Genomic DNA, 20592 nt, shown 5'->3' with positions numbered 1-20592 from the left:
ATGTAAGCGTATAAAATGCTTTTAGGTAATTAATGACCTAAATCAACAATAAATTGCTGGAATAAAAATATTTGAATTATCCGAGTAGATTCTTTGCGTTTAATATGGCCTCATAATCCTCCACAAAGTTCGACACTTGTAAAGTTCCCTCTACCACGAAAGAAAGGTTATCAGTTTTACACTGATAACCTTTTCTTTTTTCATTATATCTTTCTAAAAATAAGCGACATACCAGAGTAACAAATTTATTCTAGGGGTTCGATTTTCATCTGTTTTCTTGCTACAACTAACGCTGGACACTCCGGCCGTTATCCTGCCGGTCCTCGTCTGGTTCCCATGGGTTGCTTGGCGGCGAGGCAATGCGTAGGATGTGTTCCTCACCCTCCTTAAAAGCATTACTTGCTTCCAATACCTGCTGCATCATGTCCATATCCGCACCGGTGATGGTGGCGCTGAATTGCTGTGCCCTTTGCAGCATGCGGATAAAATGACCCTGCTGATACGGGGTTCGTCTGAGGAAAAGATAATTTCCTGCAGGTGTATCGGGGTGTCCTTGTCCATCGCTGTCCTGTTACAAATTTTTCAAGCTTACGACCTGCATTTCCAGTGAACGCACAAGTTTTTCAAGGCAATCACACTATATTGTACAAGCTTTTCAAGCTAATTCAATAAATATATAAATTTTTCAAGACAGCAACCTAAATACGCCGGAGCTGGGACTTTTAAATGCCCCCTGCCTTGTTGCTGGTTGATTTGGGCGTGCCCACAAATTTTTGGCAGCAAATTTCTCTTATTGCCGTATATTTGTATTGACATGCAGAAAAGGGGGATCAATATCAATCAGTTTATGGGTTACTTCGCCAATCACAGGCAACCGATTTCATAGGACGAGATATCCGATATGGATCAATTTCTCCGTAATCATAAATTCAGTGGATAAAAATCATCCGTGATCTCAAAAAAAGCCTGCATGTTCATTATCGGTTCTTATCGGCTCATATCGGCTCACTTAGGTGCCTAAGAATTTGTTTTTTAGCTTCTACAAAATAAGCTAAGGAAACATTTGCTGGCTGCACATTTTTTTCAGGGCTAATTCGCCTGTTTTTACAAACTTCTCGGATTAGTTAAATTTTAGAAGTTTAGTGATTGACCTGTTGGAACAAATTCTTCGCGTCCAAAACAGCCTTATAGTCCTCCAAAAGGCTCGACATTCGACAACTTGTCCCTACCAGCAAGCCGGTCAAGGAATTGATCGGCTTTTTTCGTTAAACCAGTTTTGGGTCAGTCGCTATTACCCATCAAATGTAGACCACGTCCATACGATATCAAAATCGGAATAAGAAAATAGTGGTTTTTGGGGATAGGCCGAGTCCTCCTTTTTGAAGAAATTTGTCTCAGTATAACCAGGTCGCTATGAACATTGTTGCCTATGCTTAAAATTATGATTTTACTTTGGGCGATCCATGCCGGCACCACGGTAGATTGAAGGCAGCGAGCTAAGCACTTGAGTATTATTTTAAACCATCATGAAGAGAACTATTTCAACCCACATTCACCGCACCATCGTTATGCTGTTCGCATGCACGCTACTGATTTCGTGTGATCGTCAGACCCGTATCACAAAAGATTTTGTTTGGGATGAAGATGTAAAGGCACGTACCGGAAGAAGTCTACATGCCTGGCTTAAGAAGGCCCCGTTCGACAATGAATTTGGTAAGGGTGACGGGAATAATATGGTCTTCACCAATGCGGAGCAGGTGTTCCCTTTTATGGGTCGTTATTATAACGCCGTAGAAGAACTCACCCGGGACCATAGCACTGATACCGTCATCTTTCAAGATACGAAAATCCTGTTTCGGGATTCCGTTTTTATTCCTGCCGATTATCCTTCTTATCCTGTTTTTTATCGTGGTAAGCTTCAACACGTAACGTTCTCCCCAGCGCTCCATCAACTGGGATCTTGGAGGTGTTTCCCTGAAATTTAATTTTGATTTTAGCTACAGTTCCTTAAATTAGCCTACAAAACATCCGTATTTAGTTAACTTATCATAAATCAAAATCAGTAAAACCATGGGAAAATTTGTCATCTCAACACGCAAGAACGGAGAATTTCAATTCAACCTGAAGGCCGGCAACGGCGAAATTATTCTAACCAGCGAGGGGTACACCACCAAAGCTTCCTGCCTTAACGGTATCGAGTCGGTAAAGAAAAACAGTACTGACGACGGTCGCTACGACCGGAAAGAGGCCAAAAACGGAAAATCCTTCTTCAACCTCAAAGCCGGCAACGGCCAAATTATCGGGTCGAGTGAAATGTACGAATCTGCGTCGGGCCGCGACAAAGGAATCGAGTCGGTGAAAAGGAATGCCCCCGACGCGTCGACGGACGACCAATCTGAATAAACACCAAAAGGCGGATCGGAATGAAATCGTTTCTTCCAATCCGCTTTTTTTCCTAACTTGCCACCCTAATCACATAGCTATGAGCGAGGCAGCAACAACAGCAATCCGGGTGGAGCAAACGCGACAGTCAAGACTGCCGCAAGTGGATTTCAACAACCTAAAATTCGGTCAAATTTTTTCAGACCACATGTTGGTGGCAAATTACGCCAACGGCCAGTGGCAAGACGCGGATATCGTGCCTTACGGCGATCTGACGCTGAGTCCGGCCACATCGGCCATCCATTATGGCCAGTCCATTTTTGAAGGCTTGAAAGCCTACAAATTTGCCGATGGCACGGTGAGCACCTTCAGGCCCGACAAAAACCTCGAACGGTTCAATAAATCGGCCGCGCGACTGGAAATGCCGGAGCTGCCGGAAGAACTGTTCGTCGGCGGTATTAAAGCGTTGCTCGACGTCGACCGCGATTGGGTACCCCAACTCGAGGGTTCTTCGCTATACATCCGCCCCTTTATGTTTGCTACAGAGGCCGCCTTAGGGGTACACCCTTCGGACTCCTATAAATTTATCGTAATCACCGGGCCGGTAGGGGCGTACTACAACAAGCCGCTACGCCTGAAAATCGAAACGCATTACACGCGGGCTGCTTCCGGTGGTGTTGGTTTTTCGAAAAATGCGGGCAACTACGCCTTGTCACTCCACCCCACCCGCCTGGCCCAGGCCGAAGGCTTTGACCAGCTGATGTGGACAGACGCCAACGAACACAAATACATTGAAGAGGCCGGCACGGCCAACTTGCTGTTCCGGGTAGGCGATACCATCATTACGCCATCGGCAGAAACGATACTGCACGGCATCACCCGCCGTTCCATCATCGAAATCGCCCGGCACTGGGGTTACCAGGCCGAAGAGCGTAAAGTATCTGTACAGGAATTGATCGATGGCATCGAAAATGGCAGCGTCACCGAAGCGTTTGCCGCTGGCACCGCAGCCACCCTTACACCGATTTCCGAAATCGGCTTCGAAGGTAAGGTATATACGTTACCCGACCCCGCGCAACGCGAGTTTTCAAACCGGGTACTCCAATACCTCAACGACCTCCGCTACGGTCGCATCGATGATGAATTCGGGTGGAACGTCATTGTAGGCTAATTCGCGAAGAAATATAGGCAATCATCCCGGCTATGTCGTCGGGTGCGAACCATACCGTGGTCTTATCCTTTCGGAACCACGTGAGCTGGCGTTTCGCGTATCGCCGCGTGTTCTGCTTGATCTTATCCACGGCATCTTCCAATGTGCACTTCCCGTCCAGATAGTCGAATAATTCGGCATAACCCACGGTCTTTAATGGCGGCTTTTCACGGTGCGGCAATAACGATTCCACCTCGTTCAGCAATCCGGCCGCCATCATCGCATCCACCCGGGAGTTGATGCGTTGGTACAACAGCTCCCGATCGGTATCCAATCCAATATTAACCACATCAAACGGGCGCTCCGCGGCCTGTCCATGCCGGAGATGGGAGAACGGCGTACCCGTACTTTCGTACACCTCCAGTGCACGGATCACCCGCTGCGGATTCTGGTTGTCCATATCATCGAAATATGCCGGATCCACCTGCTGCAGCAAGCGTTGGAGCGGCTCCAACCCCTGTTCCCGGTAAAGGGTATTCAGGCGGTCGCGCACACCCGGCAGTGCCTTCGGCAAATCGTCCAGCCCCTGGCAAACCGCGCGGACGAACAACCCCGAACCACCCACCAGGATCACCACATCATGATGCAAAAACAACTTCTCGAGCAGCGCCAGCGCATCGCGCTCGAAGTCGCCCGCCGAATAGTCTTCCGTAATGTGGTGGGAGTTAATAAAATGGTGGGGCGCCGCAGCCAGCTCATCGTCGCTAGGCTTGGCCGTGCCAATGGTCATTTCCCGATAAAACTGGCGCGAATCAGCGGAAAGGATGGCGGTTTGAAAATGCTGGGCAAGCGGTATACCCACGGCCGTTTTCCCTACTGCGGTGGGGCCAACCACGCACACCAATGTCTTCGCCGAAGCCATTAATATTCTTCCTCATACCCCTCATTCCCATCCTCTTTTCCGCCCTCCTGCTCTTCTTCATCCAGCATATCCAAATCTTCCTCCTCGTTGATGCCGTATTCCGTCTCGCCCAGGAAATCGTATGCATCGTCTTCCTTCTTCGCGGCCGCATCATCAGCAACAACCTTGGCACCGGGCAATTTCGGAACCTGCCCGGTACTTTTGAACAGTGCGGGATAAACCTTGCCTTCCTCCTCTTTCAATATCTTGATCAGTTGCACGTGGAAATCAAGCGGGCGGCCAAGGTTATATACATAATAGAATTTCTGATGGGGGTCGTTCACGAACTTGTTCAATTTCGAGTCTTCCATCAATGCCACGCCTTGCCCTTTTTTCAATTCACTGGGCAAATAGGCGATTTCCGTTCCCTTTTTCCACCGGTCGTTACTTACGTAGAATGAAGACGACAACTCGGGATCGTAGCCCGTAGTGGCATGCAGTGCCTTATGGAGGTCTAAAAAGGTATGCTTCGGCAGCACATCGATTTCGCGGGTCACGTCATCGTAATCTTCAAATGAAACTCTAAAACGATAGATAGCCATAATACTTCCTTTCAGTTTGTTTTACCTGAACTGGTACAAATATCTAAAATATCTAAAAATATCCCTACACTTCCACCTTTGGTTTCAACCCCAGCGTTTTCCCTTTATCCAGCATAAATTGATAAGCTTCCTCCCTGCTATTGGGAATATCGCCTTCCAATATCGCTTCGCGGATCGCATTCTTAATGGTTCCTACCATTTTCCCGGGTTTTAGTCCGAACGCGTCCATCACATCCTGGCCCGTTACGGGAGGTTGCCAATTGCGGATCTGATCCCGCTCTTCCACATCTTTCAGCTTTTGCTTAACGAGCTCAAAATTTTGCCGGTATTTCTTCTTTTTATAGTCGTTTTTGGTGGTTACGTCGGCATGGCACAGCAGCATCAGGCTATCGGTGTCGTTTCCCGCCTCAAACAGCAACCGCCTCACCGCCGAATCGGTCACCGTATCCTGCGCTAATACAATAGGACGCAGGTGCAGGGCGACCATCTTCTGCACAAAACGCATCTTTTCGTTGAGCGGTAACTTGAGTTCAGCAAAGAGCTTTGGCACCATACGGGCCCCTTTATCCTCGTGGCCGTGGAACGTCCACCCGTGCCGTTTATCAAAGCGTTTGGTAGCCGGCTTCGCAATATCATGCATAATCGCAGCCCACCGGAGCCACAGGTCGTCACTAAGCTCGGCCACATTATCCAGCACCTCCAACGTGTGGTAAAAATTATCCTTATGGCCTTTTCCGTTGATGACCTCCACACCATAGAGGTTGGCCATGGCAGGGAAGACAAGCTGCAGCAGACCTACGTCAAACAGGTATTTGAAACCGATGGAAGGTTTCTCTGCCAACACCATCTTGTTGAGCTCGTCGATGACACGCTCCCGCGAAATGATTTTAATCCGTTCCTTATTATCGGCTATCGCCTTGATGGCCGGCATATCGATCTTAAAATTCAATTGCGTGGCAAAGCGTATGGCCCGCATCATGCGTAATGGATCGTCGCAGAAGGTTTCATTGGGATCGAGCGGTGTCCGGATGATGCGGTGCAGGATATCGGTACGCCCGTCGAACGGGTCGAGCAGCCTGCCGAAGTCGGCGGTATTGAGCGACAGCGCCATGGCATTGATGGTAAAATCGCGCCGGTTCTGGTCGTCGGCCAACGTGCCGTCTTCCACAATGGGCTTGCGCGAGTCGGCGCGGTACGATTCTTTCCGGGCGCCCACAAATTCGAGTTGCAGCCCTTCGTGATGGAGGGAGGCCGTACCGAAGTTCTTGTACACCGCCACTTTCGCCCCCAACCGGTTACCCACGTGCGTGGCAAAATCAATACCACTGCCCACCACCACCACATCGATATCATTCCCGAAATCGCGCCCCATGATGCGGTCCCGCACATATCCCCCCACTACAAAGCAGTCCACCCCCACTTCACTCGCCACGTCGCTCAGCAGAGCGAATATCGGGTGGTCCAGGTATTCGCTCATGATTGTCTCGGCCATCGGCAATTCGTATTTTGACGGCAAAAATACATATTCGTCGGCTAATCCCTTGCTCCAATGCGGGGATTAATCCCGATCGCGCGACAAGCGCCTAGAGACCAATGGATTTGACAACAGCACATCTTGCTCACGCCGACGGGCGACGATGTGTACGGCCGAGAATAAAGCCTCGAGAAACGATGTTTCAGACGCTACATTCTTGCCGGCGATGTCGTATCCTGTACCATGGTCGGGCGAGGTGCGTACCACCGGCAGCCCAGCGGTGAAATTGACCCCACCACGGGCAGCAATATGCTTAAACGGAATCAAACCCTGGTCGTGGTACATCGCCAATACGGCATCAAATTTCGTATAGGTCTCCGATGCAAAGAAGCCATCGGCCGGATAAGGGCCAAAACAAAAGATACCTTTTGATTTCGCCTCGGCAATAGCCGGGGCGATAATCGATTCATCCTCCGTACCAATCAGGCCATTATCGCCAGCATGCGGGTTCAACCCCAATACGGCTATCTTCGGCTTGCGCACCCAGAAATCGCGCTTCAGGCTGGCATCCATCAAGGCCAACTTGGATACGATCGCTTCCGTCGAAATATTCGGTGCAATATCTTTCACCGGAATGTGCCCCGTAACTACCCCAACGCGCAACTCGTCGCTCACCATAAACATGAGGGCATCGCTACTTTCGGTTCTTGCTTGCAGGTACTCGGTATGCCCCGGAAAATCAAATTCCTCCCGCTGTATATTATGCTTATTGATCGGGGCGGTAACCAAGGCATCGATATCGCCACCCACCAGATCGTCCACCGCCCGTTTCAGCGACAGGAATGCATATTTACCACCAATTTCATTTTCCTCGCCGAGGGTTATTTTTACGTCGTCTTGCCAGCAGTTGATGATATTCGCCCGCTTCAGATGCGCCTGCTGCACCTCATCAATCACATTGAAACTAAAATCATTAATGCCCAATGCCTTACGGTGGAACGACGCCACTTTCGTACTCCCATAAACAATCGGCGTAAAATATTCCAGCACCCTACTGTCTATCAACGACTTAATAATCACCTCAAGCCCGATGCCATTGACGTCGCCTATCGATATCCCTATTTTCAGTTTATCACTCATATCCCATGTATTCTTTGGCTACCAAACTTTATTCTTTGGCTACCAAACTTAGATAAAGTTGCTTTTATATGCAATTATAATCGCCTTAATAAAAAAAAAGCAACGTTAGCGATCTCTCTGCTGCCGCTGAGAAGCGATTTGAATAGCGGAAAAGTAGGAATTTTAGGATGCAATCCGCAAAGTTGCAAAAAAAGGTTACTTTTGCTCGGCTTACAGCAATCCAACACCATGAGTAGCGTCCGCGCAAAGAAACACCTGGGGCAGCATTTCCTAACGGATAAACAGACAGCCGCCAAGATCGTGGCAGCCCTGCGGCCACAACTGGGCTACGATACCGTGTTGGAAGTAGGGCCGGGAATGGGCATCCTATCCGACTTCCTGCTAACCGAAAAAGGTTACCGAACGTTACTCATCGATGTCGACAGCGAATCCGTAGCGTATCTGCATGAGCGGTACCCCGAACTTGGCGACAGGCTCATCCATGGCGATTTCCTGACCTTCGATTTCGATGCGTACATGACCGGTCAGTTGGCTATTATCGGCAATTTCCCCTACAACATCTCCTCCCAAATCCTGTTCAAAGTGTTAGACGAGCGCCAGCGGGTGGCCGAGGTGGTGGGCATGTTCCAGAAAGAAGTAGCCGAGCGCTGTGCCGCTCCCCCGGGGGGCAAGGAATATGGCATTCTCAGCGTGTTGGTACAGGCTTATTACGACGTCGAATACCTCTTTACGGTCAAGGCCGGCGCCTTCAACCCGCCACCCAAAGTGCTTTCGGGCGTCATCCGCCTCACGCGCAATTGGGAAACGCCGCTAGACTGCGACGAAAAGCTGTTTTGGCGCGTGGTCAAAGCCGCTTTCAACCAGCGCCGCAAGACCCTGCGGAATGCGCTATCGGGCGTTATTCCCAAAGATAAAATGGGCGAAAACCCCTTTTATGATTTGCGGGCGGAACGGCTTGCTGTAGCCGATTTCATCACATTAACCAACGACATTGCTCAACGAATATGACTAAACTCCCTACCCGGCTGCTTATTGTAGACGACATCCACCCCGTTTTCGCTGAAAAGCTCACCGCAAAAAATATTGCATTCGACTACCTGCCCACCATCGGAAAAGATGAGGCGTTACAGATCATCCATCAATATACGGGGTTGGTGATCCGCTCTAAGTTCAAGGTCGATGCGGCATTTATGGATGCCGCCCCCGAGCTCAGGTTCATCGCACGGGGTGGCGCCGGCATGGACAACATCGACGATGCCCACGCACGGAAAAAAGGCATTGCCCTCGTCAACGCTCCCGAAGGCAACCGGAACGCCGTGGGCGAGCACATGGTCGGCATGCTGTTGGGATTGATGAACAACCTTTACCGCGGCAACGCCGAAATCGGAAACGGCTTGTGGCTGCGCGAAGCGAACCGCGGACTGGAGCTGGCGGGGCGCACGGTGGCCCTCATCGGCTACGGCAATAATGGTGGCGCCATGGCCCGTAAGCTGGCGGGCTTCGACGTGAAGGTGATTGCCTACGACAAATACAAAACCGGATTCAGCGACGAATACGCCACGGAGGCAACCATGGAAGAGGTGGCCGACCAAGCCGATGTGCTCAGCCTGCACATTCCACTCACAGACGCATCCCGTGGCATGGTGGATGCCGCATACCTCGCCCGCTTCCGCAAACCCATCTTCTTCCTGAATGGTGCCCGGGGCGAAATCGTTCACATACCCGCCATATTAAGCGCCCTCGATGCCGGGCGGCTATTAGGCGCAGCCTTCGATGTGCTGCCCGTCGAGAAATTTCCGGCACTGGCCGAACAGCCCTGGTACGAGCCGCTCATGGCGCACGACAGGGTGGTTTGCAGCCCCCACGTGGCCGGCTGGAGCGTGGAGAGCTACTTTAAAATCGCTGATGTGCTGGTGGAGAAAGTGATCGGTCTTATTGAGGATTCCGCGGAATAAACATAACTTCGGCTGTCATACCCATTGGGCCAACCACACCGTTAGGAACTGCACTATCAGCATCCCATCGAGCACCAGGAAATAGTAATACTCATCCTTTTTAACCGGCGGCACCAGAATAAAGAATAGGCACAGGCCCGAGGCAGCCACCAATGCCAGCCGGATGTCCAACGGGTGGTCGCTAAGCCACACCCATCCCATCTGCACGGCCAGCAATGCCGTGGAAAGCACCAACGCCTTCCGTTCGCCAAACAACACGGGGATGGTTTTCAGTCTGTAATACCGGTCCTGGTAAATATCGCGGATATCAAACGGGATGGTAATCGCCACCACAAAGAGGAACACCCATGCCATCAGCTGCCACACGTGGGGCCATACGATAGCGAGGTCATCGTGGTACGCCTCCGCTACAGGGAGCAGCACGCTGCTCATCACCCATACCAAGCCGATGTAAAACAGCTTCAATCCGGTGATCTGCCGCAGCCCTGCCCGCCGCTCTTCGCCCGCCACCCGCACAATCGGCAGGTTATAGGCCACGCCCATCACCCCCATCACCCCCAACAGGATAAACGAAGGGATGTGCAGTTGCAAGCCGAGCACAAAGGCCACCACCAGCGCCACGCCCGTCCACACCCACAGCGACCGCTCATGCCCGAATACCCACCGCACCCGCCGGAATGGGGATGACTGCGGGTGGCGCGGCCGCGCCAAAATCATGCTGAAGTTATACAGCGCCAGCGTTGCACACCCCAGGATAGCCAGCACGGTATAATCTACCGGCAACGAAAGCACCAGATACGTCATCCCCCCCTGGGCCACGGCACAACAGGCGATAAACACATTGCTAAAGAGCAAAGTATCCAAAAATCGTCGATAGTAATTCGGCAGCACGGGCAGAAAATTCGCTTTTTTGCAAAAAGTATGTAAATTAGCCCGCTCTATATACCGAATAGGCCAATTTATTGTCCGACAAAATAACACAAAAAAGTTAAACTAAATATGAATTTACAAATCAAATCATTTGATGAATACCAACAGGTTTACCAAAATAGCGTAGAAAAACCTGAAGAATTCTGGGCAGGGATTGCCGACCACTTTTACTGGCGGCGGAAGTGGAACAATGTATTAAACTGGAATTTCAAGGAACCTTCCATCAAATGGTTTGAGGGCGCCAAGCTGAATATCACCGAAAACTGCTTGGACCGCCACATCTATCAGCTGGGCGACAAACCGGCCATTGTTTGGGAACCTAATGATCCCAACGAAGCCCACCGGGTGCTCACCTACAAGCAACTGCTTGAGAAGGTAGAGCAGTTTTCCAACGTACTGAAAAATAACGGCGTACGGAAGGGCGATCGGGTATGCATTTACCTCCCCATGGTACCCGAGCTGGTGATCGCCGTGCTGGCATGTGCCCGTATCGGCGCCATCCACTCGGTGGTATTCGGTGGCTTCTCGGCACAATCCATCGCCGACCGTATCAATGACACGGGCTGCAAGCTGGTCATCACATCAGATGGCGGGTTCCGCGGTACGAAAACCATCGAGCTCAAAAACATCGTGGATGATGCGTTGGTGCAGTGCAAGTCGGTCGATCGCGTTATCGTGCTCACCCGCACCCGCACGCCGGTATCCATGATCAAAGGGCGCGATGTATGGTGGGAAGACGAAATCACGAAAGTGGAAACCCAGGGCAATCCCACGTGCCCCGCCGAGGAGATGGACGCCGAGGATATGTTGTTCATCCTTTACACATCCGGCTCTACGGGTAAACCCAAGGGCGTGGTACACACCTGCGGTGGCTATATGGTGTACACGGGCTATACGTTTGCCAATGTATTCCAATACCAGCCCGACGAAGTTTTTTTCTGTACCGCCGACATCGGCTGGATCACCGGCCACTCCTACATCATTTACGGTCCGCTGTCGCAAGGCGCCACCTCATTGATGTTCGAGGGCGTACCCACGTGGCCCGATGCGGGACGTTTCTGGGACATCGTTGAGAAACACCAGGTAAACATCTTGTATACGGCCCCCACCGCCATCCGTTCACTGATGGCTGCGGGCGACGAGTATGTCGACGGAAAAGACCTCAGCAGCATCCGTAAGTTAGGCAGTGTGGGCGAGCCCATCAATGAAGAAGCCTGGCATTGGTATAACGAGAAAATCGGCAAGGGCAAAGCCCCGATTGTCGACACGTGGTGGCAGACCGAAAATGGGGGCATCCTTATTTCTCCCATTGCGGGCGTCACGCCCACCATCCCCAGCTTCGCCATGTTGCCACTCCCCGGTATCCAGCCGGTACTGGTCGACGAGAACGGCAAGGAATTGGAGGGCAACGACGTGAGCGGCAACCTGTGCATCAAGTTCCCGTGGCCGGGCATGATCCGCACGACCTATGGCGACCACGAACGCTGCCGGCAGACCTACTTCTCCACCTACGAGAACATGTACTTTACGGGCGACGGCTGCCTGCGCAACAAAGACGGGTACTACCGCATTACCGGCCGGGTGGATGATGTGTTGAACGTATCGGGCCACCGGATCGGCACGGCCGAGCTGGAAAACGCCATCAACATGCACAGCGACGTGGTCGAATCGGCTATCGTGGGCTATCCCCATCCTGTAAAGGGCCAGGGCATATATGCCTACATCATTGCCTCGGGCCACCATGTAGACGAAAACCTTACCCGTCAAGACATCAACCAAACGGTAGCCCGTATTATCGGCGCTATTGCAAAGCCCGATAAAATCCAGTTCGTCACCGGACTGCCCAAAACCCGCTCCGGCAAAATCATGCGGCGTATCCTCCGGAAAATAGCCGAAGGCGACACATCCAATCTGGGTGATATCACGACGCTGCTAGACCCCGCCGTGGTAGAAGAAATCAAGGAAGGTGCGGAGAAGTTGAGGGGGTAAAAACCGGAAGAATACGGATGATGCCGACCCATTAGACCGGCATCATCCACATCCCAATACGCTTAGTCCAGCGTAAACGAAAATGCATCATAGTCGGCCGTACGCCAAGCCAGGTGCCGCGTGGCGGGCGATATGGCAAACAAGGGCGAGAATGTCTTCACCTTCACCGTCTTGCCATCCGGCAGGAATTCCAGGTAACGCAGCCAGCCATCACCGCCGTTGCCGTGCCAGCCACCGCCCAATGCCTGGGCATTGAACACCATCTGCTGTACCTTTTTGCCGCCGGCGTTGGTATCCGTGCGGAAACCGATGTGCCCCAATATATCGTCGGGCTTGCCGATATGGCCACTGAAAACCAACTGGATGTTTTTCGAAGGTTTCACCAGTTTTTCCCATACCGCAGCACCATAGTTGCCATCGGTAATCGGATAGCCCTCTTTCACAATGTGCTCGCTCGCCGAGTTGAGATACGAGTGGGTGAGCAAAATCACCGTATGGTTGGCATACCGTTCCTGGTTGACGGTTTTGAGCGCCCATTTCAGCACCGTGTCGCGCGGAGCAAACTCCAGCACCATCACGAGGAACTGCCGGCCATGGGGCGACGTAAATTCATAGGTCGCATTCGTGAGCGACGGGTATCCGTCGTTGTCTATCCCCACGTCGCGCAGCAGCTTTTGCGATTGCGGATTCTTGTCCACCGGAAAGTACTGGTTATAATTGGTGCGGCGATACTCGATGCTTTTCACGCCATAGTCGTGGTTGCCGGTTGCCGCCACATACGGCACTTTGCCATCCAGCCGGTCAAAAGCCCCCGCTACCGCCGTCCATTGCTCCTTGCCTGCTTGGTTGGCTTGTGTACCGTTCGGGTTCAGCCAGTCGTTGTGTTCCACTAAGTCTCCCGTGCAGAGCACCATCCCGATATTCAGCGGCTCGATCTGCTCACTGATCCATCCGGTCATCAGTTCGAGCACCCCTTGGTTGCGTTCAAACTTCACATAGCTTTGCGGGTCGGGCATCAACACGAGCGACCACGAATCGGGGTTAGTCAGCTTGGGTGCTTCATAGGGCGTTTCCTGCGCAACGCTGCCCACGGCGAAAACGCACGCCAGGCAAATCATCAATAGCGACAATCGGTTTTTCTTCATTTCAGTATCTTAATTAGCAATGTTAATGAATGAGCAATGTTAATGGATTTCCGGCAAACATAAAAATTCACGGCGAAACGGCCAGCAAGTTCCCCAATTGCGTTGCCGTCCGGGTCAGGTTATCGGCGGTGGCGGCCAGCGCCGCCTCCAGCGACGACGGCCCGTTGCCAATGGCCACCAACGTATCGAAATAGGCCGCAAGGTCGTCGCCCACTGTAGTCGGGATATGGCCCGCCAAGCCAATGACCGGCAGGCCCATCCGTTTGGCGCGACTGGCCACACCGTACGGCCCTTTGCCCTGCAAGGTCTGGCTATCGATGCTCCCTTCACCGGTAATCACCAGGTGGCTCTTCGACAAGGCCGCATCAAACCGGGTCAAGTCGAGGAAGTAATCAATGCCGTCGACCAGCGTTGCCCCCAATAGGCCTGCCAGTCCGGCGCTGGCCCCACCAGCCACGCCACCGGCACGGCGCGCCGAAACATCTTCCCCCGTGGTGTCGCGTATCACGGCAGCATAGCGGGCCAGCAGCTTATCCAACTGCTTCACCTGCGCGGTGGATGCCCCTTTCTGCGGACCGAATACATGGGCCGCGCCATGGGGTCCCAACAGGGGGTTCGCCACGTCACAGAGTACGGTTACCGGCACCTCTTGCAGCCGCCGGTCCAAGCCGGATAGGTCAATGGTGTGCAGCGCCTCCAGCCCAAACGGCAGGTCCGTAATCTCCTCCCCCGCACCGTCGAGAAACCGCGCCCCCAGGGCCCGGAGCATCCCGCTGCCCCCATCCACCGTTGCCGACCCACCCATGCCGACGATAATTTCCCCTGCACCATGGTCCAGGGCCGCACGGATCAGCTGGCCAGTACCGTACGATTGGGCATGCAGCGGATCCAGCTCCGCCGGTTCCAGCAGATGTAACCCCGTAGCATCGGCCATCTCGATAACGGCCGTCTTCCCACCGTTGACCACGCCGAACGCAGCCGTTACGGGCCGTCCCAGCGGATCCAATACGGGCAGGGCCACCAGCTCACCCTTCAGGCGGTCGATGATCAACCGGCAGGTGCCGTTGCCGCCGTCGCCAATGGGAAAACATTCGCTGGTGCAGGGCAGTCGGCTGTCTTGCAGGCCACGCTGGATGGCTTCCGCCGCCGTGGCCGCGTCTACGGCGTGCTTAAACGCGTTCGGAGCAATCAGGATATGCATCGCCTAGGGATTAACCACGTTGATGGGCCGGCCGGCCAAATAGGCCTTCAGGTTCTCGTCGACAGTACCCATCAAGCGGGCCCGGGCCTCTTTCGTCGCCCAGGCAATATGCGGCGTTACCAAACAGTTTTTCGCCGCAAACAACGGGTTATCGGCTTTCGGGGGTTCCACCCCCAGTACGTCCACCCCCGCACCGGCCAGCTTACCGGCATTCAGGGCCGCCGCCAGACTTTCCTCTTCCACCAGCGGCCCCCGCGAAGTGTTCAGCAGGAAGGCGCTCGTTTTCATCCTGGACAAGGTATCCGCGTTTATCAACCCCTGGGTTTGTGGTGTCAGCGGGCAGTGCAGGCTCACCACGTCGGCCTGCTCCAGGAGTTCGTCCAATCCCACCCATCGGAAATTGCTCCGGTGCGACTGGTCGGTCTCCGTACGGCTTTGGGCCACCACCTGCATACCGAATGCCGTGGCAATATCCGCCACCTGTTTACCGATGTCGCCGAAGCCAACAATGCCGATGGTCTTTCCCGCCAGCTCCATCAGGGGGTAGTCCCAAAAGCTGAAGTCGGGCGACTGCGCCCATTTGCCTTCCTTCACCCGGTCGCTATGCCGCTGCACGTGGTGGCAGAGCTCCAACAGGAGGGCAAACGTCAATTGCGCCACCGACGAGGTGCTATACCCCGGCACATTGGTAACCACAATGCCGTGTTCTTTGGCATAGGCCGTGTCGATGATGTTATACCCTGTGGCCAGCACGCCGATATACTTCAGGTCGGGCAGCTGGCGCAGCACATCGGCACCCAGCGGCACCTTGTTCGTCAGTACGGCCGATGCGCCCGATGCCCGCTCGACCACCTCCGCCGCAGCGGTACGCTCGTGTATGGTCAGGTCTCCGTATTGCTCCAAATATGCCCAGTCCAGGTCGCCCGGATTCAATGGGTACCCATCCAATATCGTTATCTTCATCTGTCGTCGTTTGTGTTCATGATGTATCTTGAAAACACCCAATATTAAGAAGAACCTGCAACAAATCCTATTATTTGAAATTTAATACGGCCCTCTTGTATAAATTTATATATTTTAGTACCCTCGTACAACGAGGATTAAAACGATGTTGATTGATGCTGATAGCTGTACTTGCAGGCCTGCTTGTTTCCATTTTATATATTCCGTTTGGTAAATACCTCAAGGGCAAGCTAGCCATATTGGCGTCGGTATTGCCCATCGGTTTATTCGCCTATTTTGCGAGTTTCATCCCCACGATCCAAGCGGGCCAAACCGTCCATTTCCATCACCCGTGGGTGCCGTCGCTGGGCGTCAATTTCGACTTCCACCTGGATGGCCTCTCCCTGTTGTTCAGCCTGTTGATTACCGGCATCGGGTCGCTGGTCTTTCTCTACGCCGCGCCGTACCTCAAGGGCCACAAGTACCTCGATCGGTTCTATGCCTACCTCAGCCTCTTCATGGCCGCTATGCTGGGCGTGGTGCTATCAGACAACGTGCTGCTGCTCTTCATCTTCTGGGAGCTCACCAGCATCAGCTCGTTTTTCCTTATCGGGTTCAACAACGACAACGCCGCCTCGCGCAAAAGCTCGCTGATTGCGTTGGGCGTTACCGGCGGTGGTGGGTTCCTCCTCATGGCGGGATTGATCCTGATGGGCCACCTGTCGGGCAGCTACTCCATCCAAGAGATGTTGGGCACCAGCGAATACCTGAAAAGCCACGCCCTTTATGGATTGATCCTACTGCTGGTATTCGCCGGCGCCTTCACCAAATCGGCCCAGTTCCCGTTCCACTTCTGGCTCCCCGGCGCCATGAAAGCACCCACGCCGGTGTCGGCCTACCTGCATTCGGCCACCATGGTCAAAGCAGGCGTGTATCTCCTCGCCCGGCTGCAGCCGGTATTGGGCGGCACCGACTTATGGATGTACCCGCTCGTCGCCATCGGTGGCATCACCATGCTCTACAGCGCCTTCCATTCCATCTTCCGTACAGATCTCAAGTCAATTTTAGCATATTCTACCGTCGCGGCCCTGGGCATGCTGGTTTTCCTCATCGGCATCGGCACTGCCGAGTCGCTCCTGGCGGCATCGGTTTTTATCCTGGTGCATGCGCTCTATAAGGCAGCGCTTTTCCTGACCGCCGGCGTTATCGACCACGAGACGGGCACGCGCGACATCACGCAGCTATCGGGCCTGCGCAAGGTGCTGATGCCACTGGCCATCGCCGGCACCCTTGCCGCCCTATCCAGCGCCGGCATCCCGCTCACCTTCGGCTTTATTGGCAAAGACCTTATCTATGAGGCGACCCTGCACACTACCGGCATCCTAACCCTGGTGCTTACCGCCCTGGCGGTAAGCACCAATGTGCTGCTGCTGTGCGCAGGTTTTCTTGCCGGCATCAAGCCGTTCACGGGCACCCTCCCCGAGCGGTACCACCACGTGCACCTGCCCCACGCCCTCCTATGGGGTGCGCCGCTGCTGCTGGGTATCCTCGGTGTCGTCTTCGGCTGCGCCCCCTGGCTGGCCGACGCCGCGCTGCTCAACCCTGCCGCGCAGGCCATGCACCAATCGGCCATCGAGTCGCCACTGAAACTCTGGCACGGCTTCAACCTGGTATTGCTGTTGAGCGGCATCACCCTCGTGTGCGGCACGGTGCTGTATTTCGTCCGGCAGCCATCGGCGACCAGCCTGGCCCACATCGAACGCTACCAGACATTAGCACCCAAGCACGTGATCGGCCAGCTGGCTCGGTTCGCCCGTAAAATAGCCATCCGGTATACCCGCACCCTACACAACGGCTACCTACGGGTATACCTGTTGCGCATTATCGTAACCGCCGTCATCTTATTCGCCGTAAGGCTGGTGCTGGGCGGACCGATCCACCTTACCCTCGACGAGCTTTCGCCCGTAAGCCTCTACGAAGTGGTGGTAGCGGTCATCCTCATCGCGGCGGTATACATCACGGTCACCGCCTCGTCGCGCCTCACCGTGGTGGTTGCTACCAGTGTACTCGGCTACTGCGTGTGCCTGCTGTTTGTTTTTTACAGCGCACCCGACCTCGCCATGACCCAATTCAGTATCGATACCCTTACCGTGGTATTGTTTGTACTGGTCTTGTTCCGACTACCGCCGTTCCTCAATTTTGCCAATAGCGGGATACGATTACGCGATGGGCTGGTAGCGTCGTCCTTCGGACTGATGATCGCGCTGATCGCCATACAGGTGCTGAACCAACCCGTTGACCAGGAGGTCAGCAAATTCTACGGCGACAATGCCTACACGCTGGCGAAAGGAAAAAACGTGGTCAACGTGATTCTCGTCGATTTCCGGGGGCTCGACACCATGTTTGAGATCGTGGTATTGAGCATTGCCGCCATCGGCGTGGTCAGTTTATTGAAATTACGACTTAAAGCATCGGAGAAAGAATGATATGAACAGTTCCATCTTAAAAACGGCATCGAGTTACCTGCTGCCCATTCTGCTGCTTTTCTCGATATTCATCTTACTGCGGGGGCACTACCACCCGGGCGGTGGCTTTGTGGGCGGGCTCATTGCGGCCATTGCCTTTGTGCTCCACAGCTTCACCCACGGCAATGCCGCCACCCTCAAGCTGCTTCGCACCCACCCGAATGCGTTTATCCCGCTGGGGCTGGGGCTGGCGGCACTCAGCATGATCGCGCCGATGCTCGGCGGCGAGCCCGTAATGACCGGCCTATGGTTCAACGAGCCATTCCCCGTTATCGGCATGATCGGCTCGGCCCTGTTTTTCGACCTCGGGGTTTACCTCGTGGTCATCGGCGTGGTCCTCACCATCTTATTCACCATTGCCCAATATAGCGAGTAACCCATGGAGATCGTATTCATCATCTTGATCGCTGTACTGTACGCCGCCGGCATGTTCATGCTCCTCCGGCGCAGCATGGTGAAGCTGCTCGTGGGCATCACCCTATTGGGCAACGGTGCCAACCTGCTCATTTTCCTACTGGGTGGCATCACCAAAGGCAAGCCGCCGGTTATTGATGGTGCAGCGAAGTTATTCACCGATATATATGCCGACCCCGTGCCACAAGCTTTGATTTTAACGGCCATTGTGATTGGTTTCGGCATTCAGTCGTTCGCCATCGTTTTGCTCAAACGGGTGTACGTGCTGGTCAATTCGGACGACCTTGATGATTTGAACACACCGGAAGAAGAAGATATATGATTGATAACACCATCGTTTTTCCAGTTGTTGTCCACCTGTTCACGGCCATCCTGCTGCTGTTTTTCTGGCGCAAAACCATTGCCCACCGCATCATCAGCATCGCCGGCAGCGCCGTTGGCATGTTGGTGGCCATCCGGCTGTTTACCACCGTGTGGCAAGGCGACATCCTCACCATGCAGGCCGCAGGCTGGGACTCGCCCTTCGGCATCACGTTCGTCGCCGATGTGTTCAGCAGCAGCCTGGTGCTCCTCACCTCCTTCTCGGGGCTCGCCGTGTCCGTCTTCTCCGCTACCGGCATCGCGCGTGGCCGCATCATCTACGGCTACTTCCCCATCTTCCATTTCCTGCTGATGGGACTGAACGGTGCGTTCCTTACGGGCGATATCTTCAACCTCTACGTGTGGTTTGAGGTCATCATCATCGCATCGTTCGTGCTCATGACCCTCGGCGGCCGCAAAGCGCAGATCGAGGGATCGGTGAAGTACATGGCCATGAATATCCTGGCCTCGACGTTTTTTCTTACCGGCATCGCTATCCTGTACGGCATCACGGGCACACTCAACATGGCCGACCTGTCGCTCAAGGTGGCCGCACTGGAAAACCAGGCCCTCGTAGACATTACCGCCATTTTCTTCATCACCGGCTTCGGCATCAAATCGGCGGTATTCCCGCTGTATTTCTGGTTGCCCTCATCGTACCACACCCCGCCATCGGCCGTCGCCGCCATCTTCGGCGGCTTGCTGACCAAAGTGGGTATCTATGCGCTGTTCCGGATGTTTACGCTCATCTTCATCCCCGATGAGTTCACGCGCACGCTGCTCATCGGCATCGCCATCTTTACCATCCTTACCGGTACCTTCGGCGCCGTCATCAAAAACAACATCCGCCGGATGTTTTCCTACCTCATCGTTTGCCACATCGGATTCATGGTGGGCGGCTTGGGCATGTATTCGGAAGTTGCCCTCACGGGCGCATTGTTCTACCTGTTCCACGACATCATGGTCAAAACCAACATGTTCCTCATCGCCGGCCTTATCCGTAAACTCCGCGGCACGATGAACATGGACAGGCTCGGCGGCTTATACGCCCAGTACCCGCTCTTGTCGCTGGTCATGGCCCTCGTGCTGTTCTCGTTGGTGGGCATCCCCCCACTGTCGGGCTTCTGGCCGAAAATCCATTTATTCGAAGCCGGGTTTATGGATAACCAGTATGCATTGATAGCGGCCATCATTATCGGTAGCTTTGCTACGTTATATGTGATCTCGGCCATGTGGGCCAAGGTATTCTGGAAAGACCAGCCCACGGCGGAAGGCGAGGCGGTACATACCGACGATTTCCAGCCGTTGAGCACCTTCCGGAAATCGCTGCTCATGGGGCCGATTATATTTCTGGCCGGCATCACGCTATACATCGGACTGGGCGCCGAAAACATCACGGCGGTGGCCAAGCATATCGCCGGCGAAATGAAAGACACCACGCCTTACATCGAGGCAGTTTTGGGAACGGAGGAATCACGGTAA

General features: G+C 53.8%; 19 protein-coding genes. 10 read left to right on the top strand and 9 right to left on the bottom strand.

Features of this window, described 5'->3' with window-relative positions; translation table 11 throughout:
- Nucleotides 1-286: 286 nt before the first annotated feature.
- Nucleotides 287-478: a hypothetical protein gene (locus U9S71_RS06955; protein WP_326326271.1), complete on the bottom strand. Its 192-nt coding sequence runs from the start codon at nucleotides 476-478 to the stop codon at nucleotides 287-289.
- Between the two features lie 1048 nt (nucleotides 479-1526).
- On the opposite strand from U9S71_RS06955, the gene U9S71_RS06950 reads away from it, so the two are divergent.
- The 3 genes from U9S71_RS06950 (at nucleotide 1527) to U9S71_RS06940 (ending at nucleotide 3553) form a co-directional block, all read left to right on the top strand.
- Nucleotides 1527-1985, top strand: a complete 459-nt coding sequence (locus U9S71_RS06950) for a hypothetical protein (protein WP_326326270.1) — start codon at nucleotides 1527-1529, stop codon at nucleotides 1983-1985.
- An 85-nt stretch (nucleotides 1986-2070) separates the two neighbouring features.
- On the top strand, nucleotides 2071-2403 hold the full coding sequence (locus U9S71_RS06945; RefSeq protein WP_326326268.1) for a YegP family protein: 333 nt from the start codon (nucleotides 2071-2073) through the stop codon (nucleotides 2401-2403).
- A gap of 79 nt (nucleotides 2404-2482) precedes the next feature.
- Nucleotides 2483-3553 (top strand): branched-chain amino acid aminotransferase, encoded by a 1071-nt coding sequence (locus U9S71_RS06940; protein WP_326326267.1) that lies wholly within the window; start codon nucleotides 2483-2485, stop codon nucleotides 3551-3553.
- Here U9S71_RS06940 and miaA read toward each other — a convergent pair.
- From miaA to pdxA, 4 genes are all read right to left on the bottom strand, one after another.
- Nucleotides 3540-4454, bottom strand: a complete 915-nt coding sequence (miaA, locus tag U9S71_RS06935; protein ID WP_326326266.1) for a tRNA (adenosine(37)-N6)-dimethylallyltransferase MiaA — start codon at nucleotides 4452-4454, stop codon at nucleotides 3540-3542. The two genes, U9S71_RS06940 and miaA, sit on opposite strands and share 14 nt — an antisense overlap.
- A complete protein-coding gene (locus U9S71_RS06930; protein ID WP_326326265.1) occupies nucleotides 4454-5035 on the bottom strand; it encodes an IS1096 element passenger TnpR family protein in 582 nt (193 codons plus the stop codon). The genes miaA and U9S71_RS06930 overlap by 1 nt, the downstream gene beginning before the upstream one ends.
- Nucleotides 5036-5099: 64 nt before the next feature.
- Entirely contained in the window at nucleotides 5100-6512 is a 1413-nt protein-coding gene (locus tag U9S71_RS06925) for a CCA tRNA nucleotidyltransferase (protein WP_326326604.1), read from the bottom strand.
- An 81-nt stretch (nucleotides 6513-6593) separates the two neighbouring features.
- Nucleotides 6594-7649, bottom strand: coding sequence for a 4-hydroxythreonine-4-phosphate dehydrogenase PdxA (pdxA, locus tag U9S71_RS06920; RefSeq protein ID WP_326326264.1), 1056 nt, complete (start codon nucleotides 7647-7649; stop codon nucleotides 6594-6596).
- Between the two features lie 228 nt (nucleotides 7650-7877).
- On the opposite strand from pdxA, the gene rsmA reads away from it, so the two are divergent.
- Nucleotides 7878-8657, top strand: a complete 780-nt coding sequence (gene rsmA / locus U9S71_RS06915) for a 16S rRNA (adenine(1518)-N(6)/adenine(1519)-N(6))-dimethyltransferase RsmA (protein WP_326326262.1) — start codon at nucleotides 7878-7880, stop codon at nucleotides 8655-8657.
- Nucleotides 8654-9604, top strand: a complete 951-nt coding sequence (locus U9S71_RS06910; RefSeq protein ID WP_326326260.1) for an NAD(P)-dependent oxidoreductase — start codon at nucleotides 8654-8656, stop codon at nucleotides 9602-9604. The genes rsmA and U9S71_RS06910 overlap by 4 nt, the downstream gene beginning before the upstream one ends.
- Before the next feature lie 15 nt (nucleotides 9605-9619).
- Here U9S71_RS06910 and U9S71_RS06905 read toward each other — a convergent pair whose 3' ends face one another.
- Nucleotides 9620-10468: a UbiA family prenyltransferase gene (locus U9S71_RS06905; protein WP_326326258.1), complete on the bottom strand. Its 849-nt coding sequence runs from the start codon at nucleotides 10466-10468 to the stop codon at nucleotides 9620-9622.
- Nucleotides 10469-10603: 135 nt separating this feature from the next.
- Here U9S71_RS06905 and acs point away from each other — a divergent pair, with 135 nt between their 5' ends.
- Entirely contained in the window at nucleotides 10604-12523 is a 1920-nt protein-coding gene (acs, locus tag U9S71_RS06900; protein ID WP_326326257.1) for an acetate--CoA ligase, read from the top strand.
- A gap of 62 nt (nucleotides 12524-12585) precedes the next feature.
- On the opposite strand, the gene U9S71_RS06895 is transcribed toward acs, so the two are convergent.
- The 3 genes from U9S71_RS06895 to U9S71_RS06885 all read right to left on the bottom strand — a co-directional run bounded on the left by U9S71_RS06895 (nucleotide 12586) and on the right by U9S71_RS06885 (nucleotide 15832).
- Complete coding sequence (locus U9S71_RS06895; protein WP_326326255.1) at nucleotides 12586-13668, bottom strand: metallophosphoesterase; 1083 nt, start codon at nucleotides 13666-13668, stop codon at nucleotides 12586-12588.
- A gap of 67 nt (nucleotides 13669-13735) precedes the next feature.
- The gene (locus U9S71_RS06890; protein ID WP_326326253.1) at nucleotides 13736-14869 is read right to left on the bottom strand and encodes a glycerate kinase; all 1134 of its coding nucleotides are present in this window, start codon (nucleotides 14867-14869) and stop codon (nucleotides 13736-13738) included.
- A 3-nt stretch (nucleotides 14870-14872) separates the two neighbouring features.
- Nucleotides 14873-15832 (bottom strand): D-2-hydroxyacid dehydrogenase, encoded by a 960-nt coding sequence (locus U9S71_RS06885; protein ID WP_326326251.1) that lies wholly within the window; start codon nucleotides 15830-15832, stop codon nucleotides 14873-14875.
- A 155-nt stretch (nucleotides 15833-15987) separates the two neighbouring features.
- On the opposite strand from U9S71_RS06885, the gene U9S71_RS06880 reads away from it, so the two are divergent.
- From U9S71_RS06880 to U9S71_RS06865, 4 genes are read left to right on the top strand one after another with little or no spacing between them, the layout of a single operon-like run.
- A complete protein-coding gene (locus tag U9S71_RS06880) occupies nucleotides 15988-18297 on the top strand; it encodes a putative monovalent cation/H+ antiporter subunit A (RefSeq protein WP_326326250.1) in 2310 nt (769 codons plus the stop codon).
- 1 nt (nucleotide 18298) lies between these two features.
- Nucleotides 18299-18712: a Na+/H+ antiporter subunit B gene (locus U9S71_RS06875; protein WP_326326249.1), complete on the top strand. Its 414-nt coding sequence runs from the start codon at nucleotides 18299-18301 to the stop codon at nucleotides 18710-18712.
- A gap of 3 nt (nucleotides 18713-18715) precedes the next feature.
- On the top strand, nucleotides 18716-19072 hold the full coding sequence (locus U9S71_RS06870) for a Na+/H+ antiporter subunit C (RefSeq protein ID WP_326326248.1): 357 nt from the start codon (nucleotides 18716-18718) through the stop codon (nucleotides 19070-19072).
- Entirely contained in the window at nucleotides 19069-20592 is a 1524-nt protein-coding gene (locus U9S71_RS06865) for a proton-conducting transporter transmembrane domain-containing protein (RefSeq protein WP_326326247.1), read from the top strand. The genes U9S71_RS06870 and U9S71_RS06865 overlap by 4 nt, the downstream gene beginning before the upstream one ends.

It is taken from the genome of Parapedobacter flavus (assembly GCF_035818675.1).
In the GTDB taxonomy this organism is placed as follows: domain Bacteria; phylum Bacteroidota; class Bacteroidia; order Sphingobacteriales; family Sphingobacteriaceae; genus Parapedobacter; species Parapedobacter flavus.
Note: the sequence above shows the minus strand (reverse complement) of the source record. Positions and strands in the feature narration are given on the sequence as shown.

Excerpts from the sequence above, each read along its gene's own strand:
- U9S71_RS06955 (WP_326326271.1), bottom strand. The coding sequence starts at position 478 with ATGCTGCAAAGGGCACAGCAATTCAGCGCCACCATCACCGGTGCGGAT.
- U9S71_RS06950 (WP_326326270.1), top strand. The coding sequence starts at position 1,527 with ATGAAGAGAACTATTTCAACCCACATTCACCGCACCATCGTTATGCTG.
- U9S71_RS06945 (WP_326326268.1), top strand. The coding sequence starts at position 2,071 with ATGGGAAAATTTGTCATCTCAACACGCAAGAACGGAGAATTTCAATTC.
- U9S71_RS06940 (WP_326326267.1), top strand. The coding sequence starts at position 2,483 with ATGAGCGAGGCAGCAACAACAGCAATCCGGGTGGAGCAAACGCGACAG.
- miaA (WP_326326266.1), bottom strand. The coding sequence starts at position 4,454 with ATGGCTTCGGCGAAGACATTGGTGTGCGTGGTTGGCCCCACCGCAGTA.
- U9S71_RS06930 (WP_326326265.1), bottom strand. The coding sequence starts at position 5,035 with ATGGCTATCTATCGTTTTAGAGTTTCATTTGAAGATTACGATGACGTG.
- U9S71_RS06925 (WP_326326604.1), bottom strand. The coding sequence starts at position 6,512 with ATGAGCGAATACCTGGACCACCCGATATTCGCTCTGCTGAGCGACGTG.
- pdxA (WP_326326264.1), bottom strand. The coding sequence starts at position 7,649 with ATGAGTGATAAACTGAAAATAGGGATATCGATAGGCGACGTCAATGGC.
- rsmA (WP_326326262.1), top strand. The coding sequence starts at position 7,878 with ATGAGTAGCGTCCGCGCAAAGAAACACCTGGGGCAGCATTTCCTAACG.
- U9S71_RS06910 (WP_326326260.1), top strand. The coding sequence starts at position 8,654 with ATGACTAAACTCCCTACCCGGCTGCTTATTGTAGACGACATCCACCCC.
- acs (WP_326326257.1), top strand. The coding sequence starts at position 10,604 with ATGAATTTACAAATCAAATCATTTGATGAATACCAACAGGTTTACCAA.
- U9S71_RS06895 (WP_326326255.1), bottom strand. The coding sequence starts at position 13,668 with ATGAAGAAAAACCGATTGTCGCTATTGATGATTTGCCTGGCGTGCGTT.
- U9S71_RS06890 (WP_326326253.1), bottom strand. The coding sequence starts at position 14,869 with ATGCATATCCTGATTGCTCCGAACGCGTTTAAGCACGCCGTAGACGCG.
- U9S71_RS06885 (WP_326326251.1), bottom strand. The coding sequence starts at position 15,832 with ATGAAGATAACGATATTGGATGGGTACCCATTGAATCCGGGCGACCTG.
- U9S71_RS06880 (WP_326326250.1), top strand. The coding sequence starts at position 15,988 with ATGCTGATAGCTGTACTTGCAGGCCTGCTTGTTTCCATTTTATATATT.
- U9S71_RS06875 (WP_326326249.1), top strand. The coding sequence starts at position 18,299 with ATGAACAGTTCCATCTTAAAAACGGCATCGAGTTACCTGCTGCCCATT.
- U9S71_RS06870 (WP_326326248.1), top strand. The coding sequence starts at position 18,716 with ATGGAGATCGTATTCATCATCTTGATCGCTGTACTGTACGCCGCCGGC.
- U9S71_RS06865 (WP_326326247.1), top strand. The coding sequence starts at position 19,069 with ATGATTGATAACACCATCGTTTTTCCAGTTGTTGTCCACCTGTTCACG.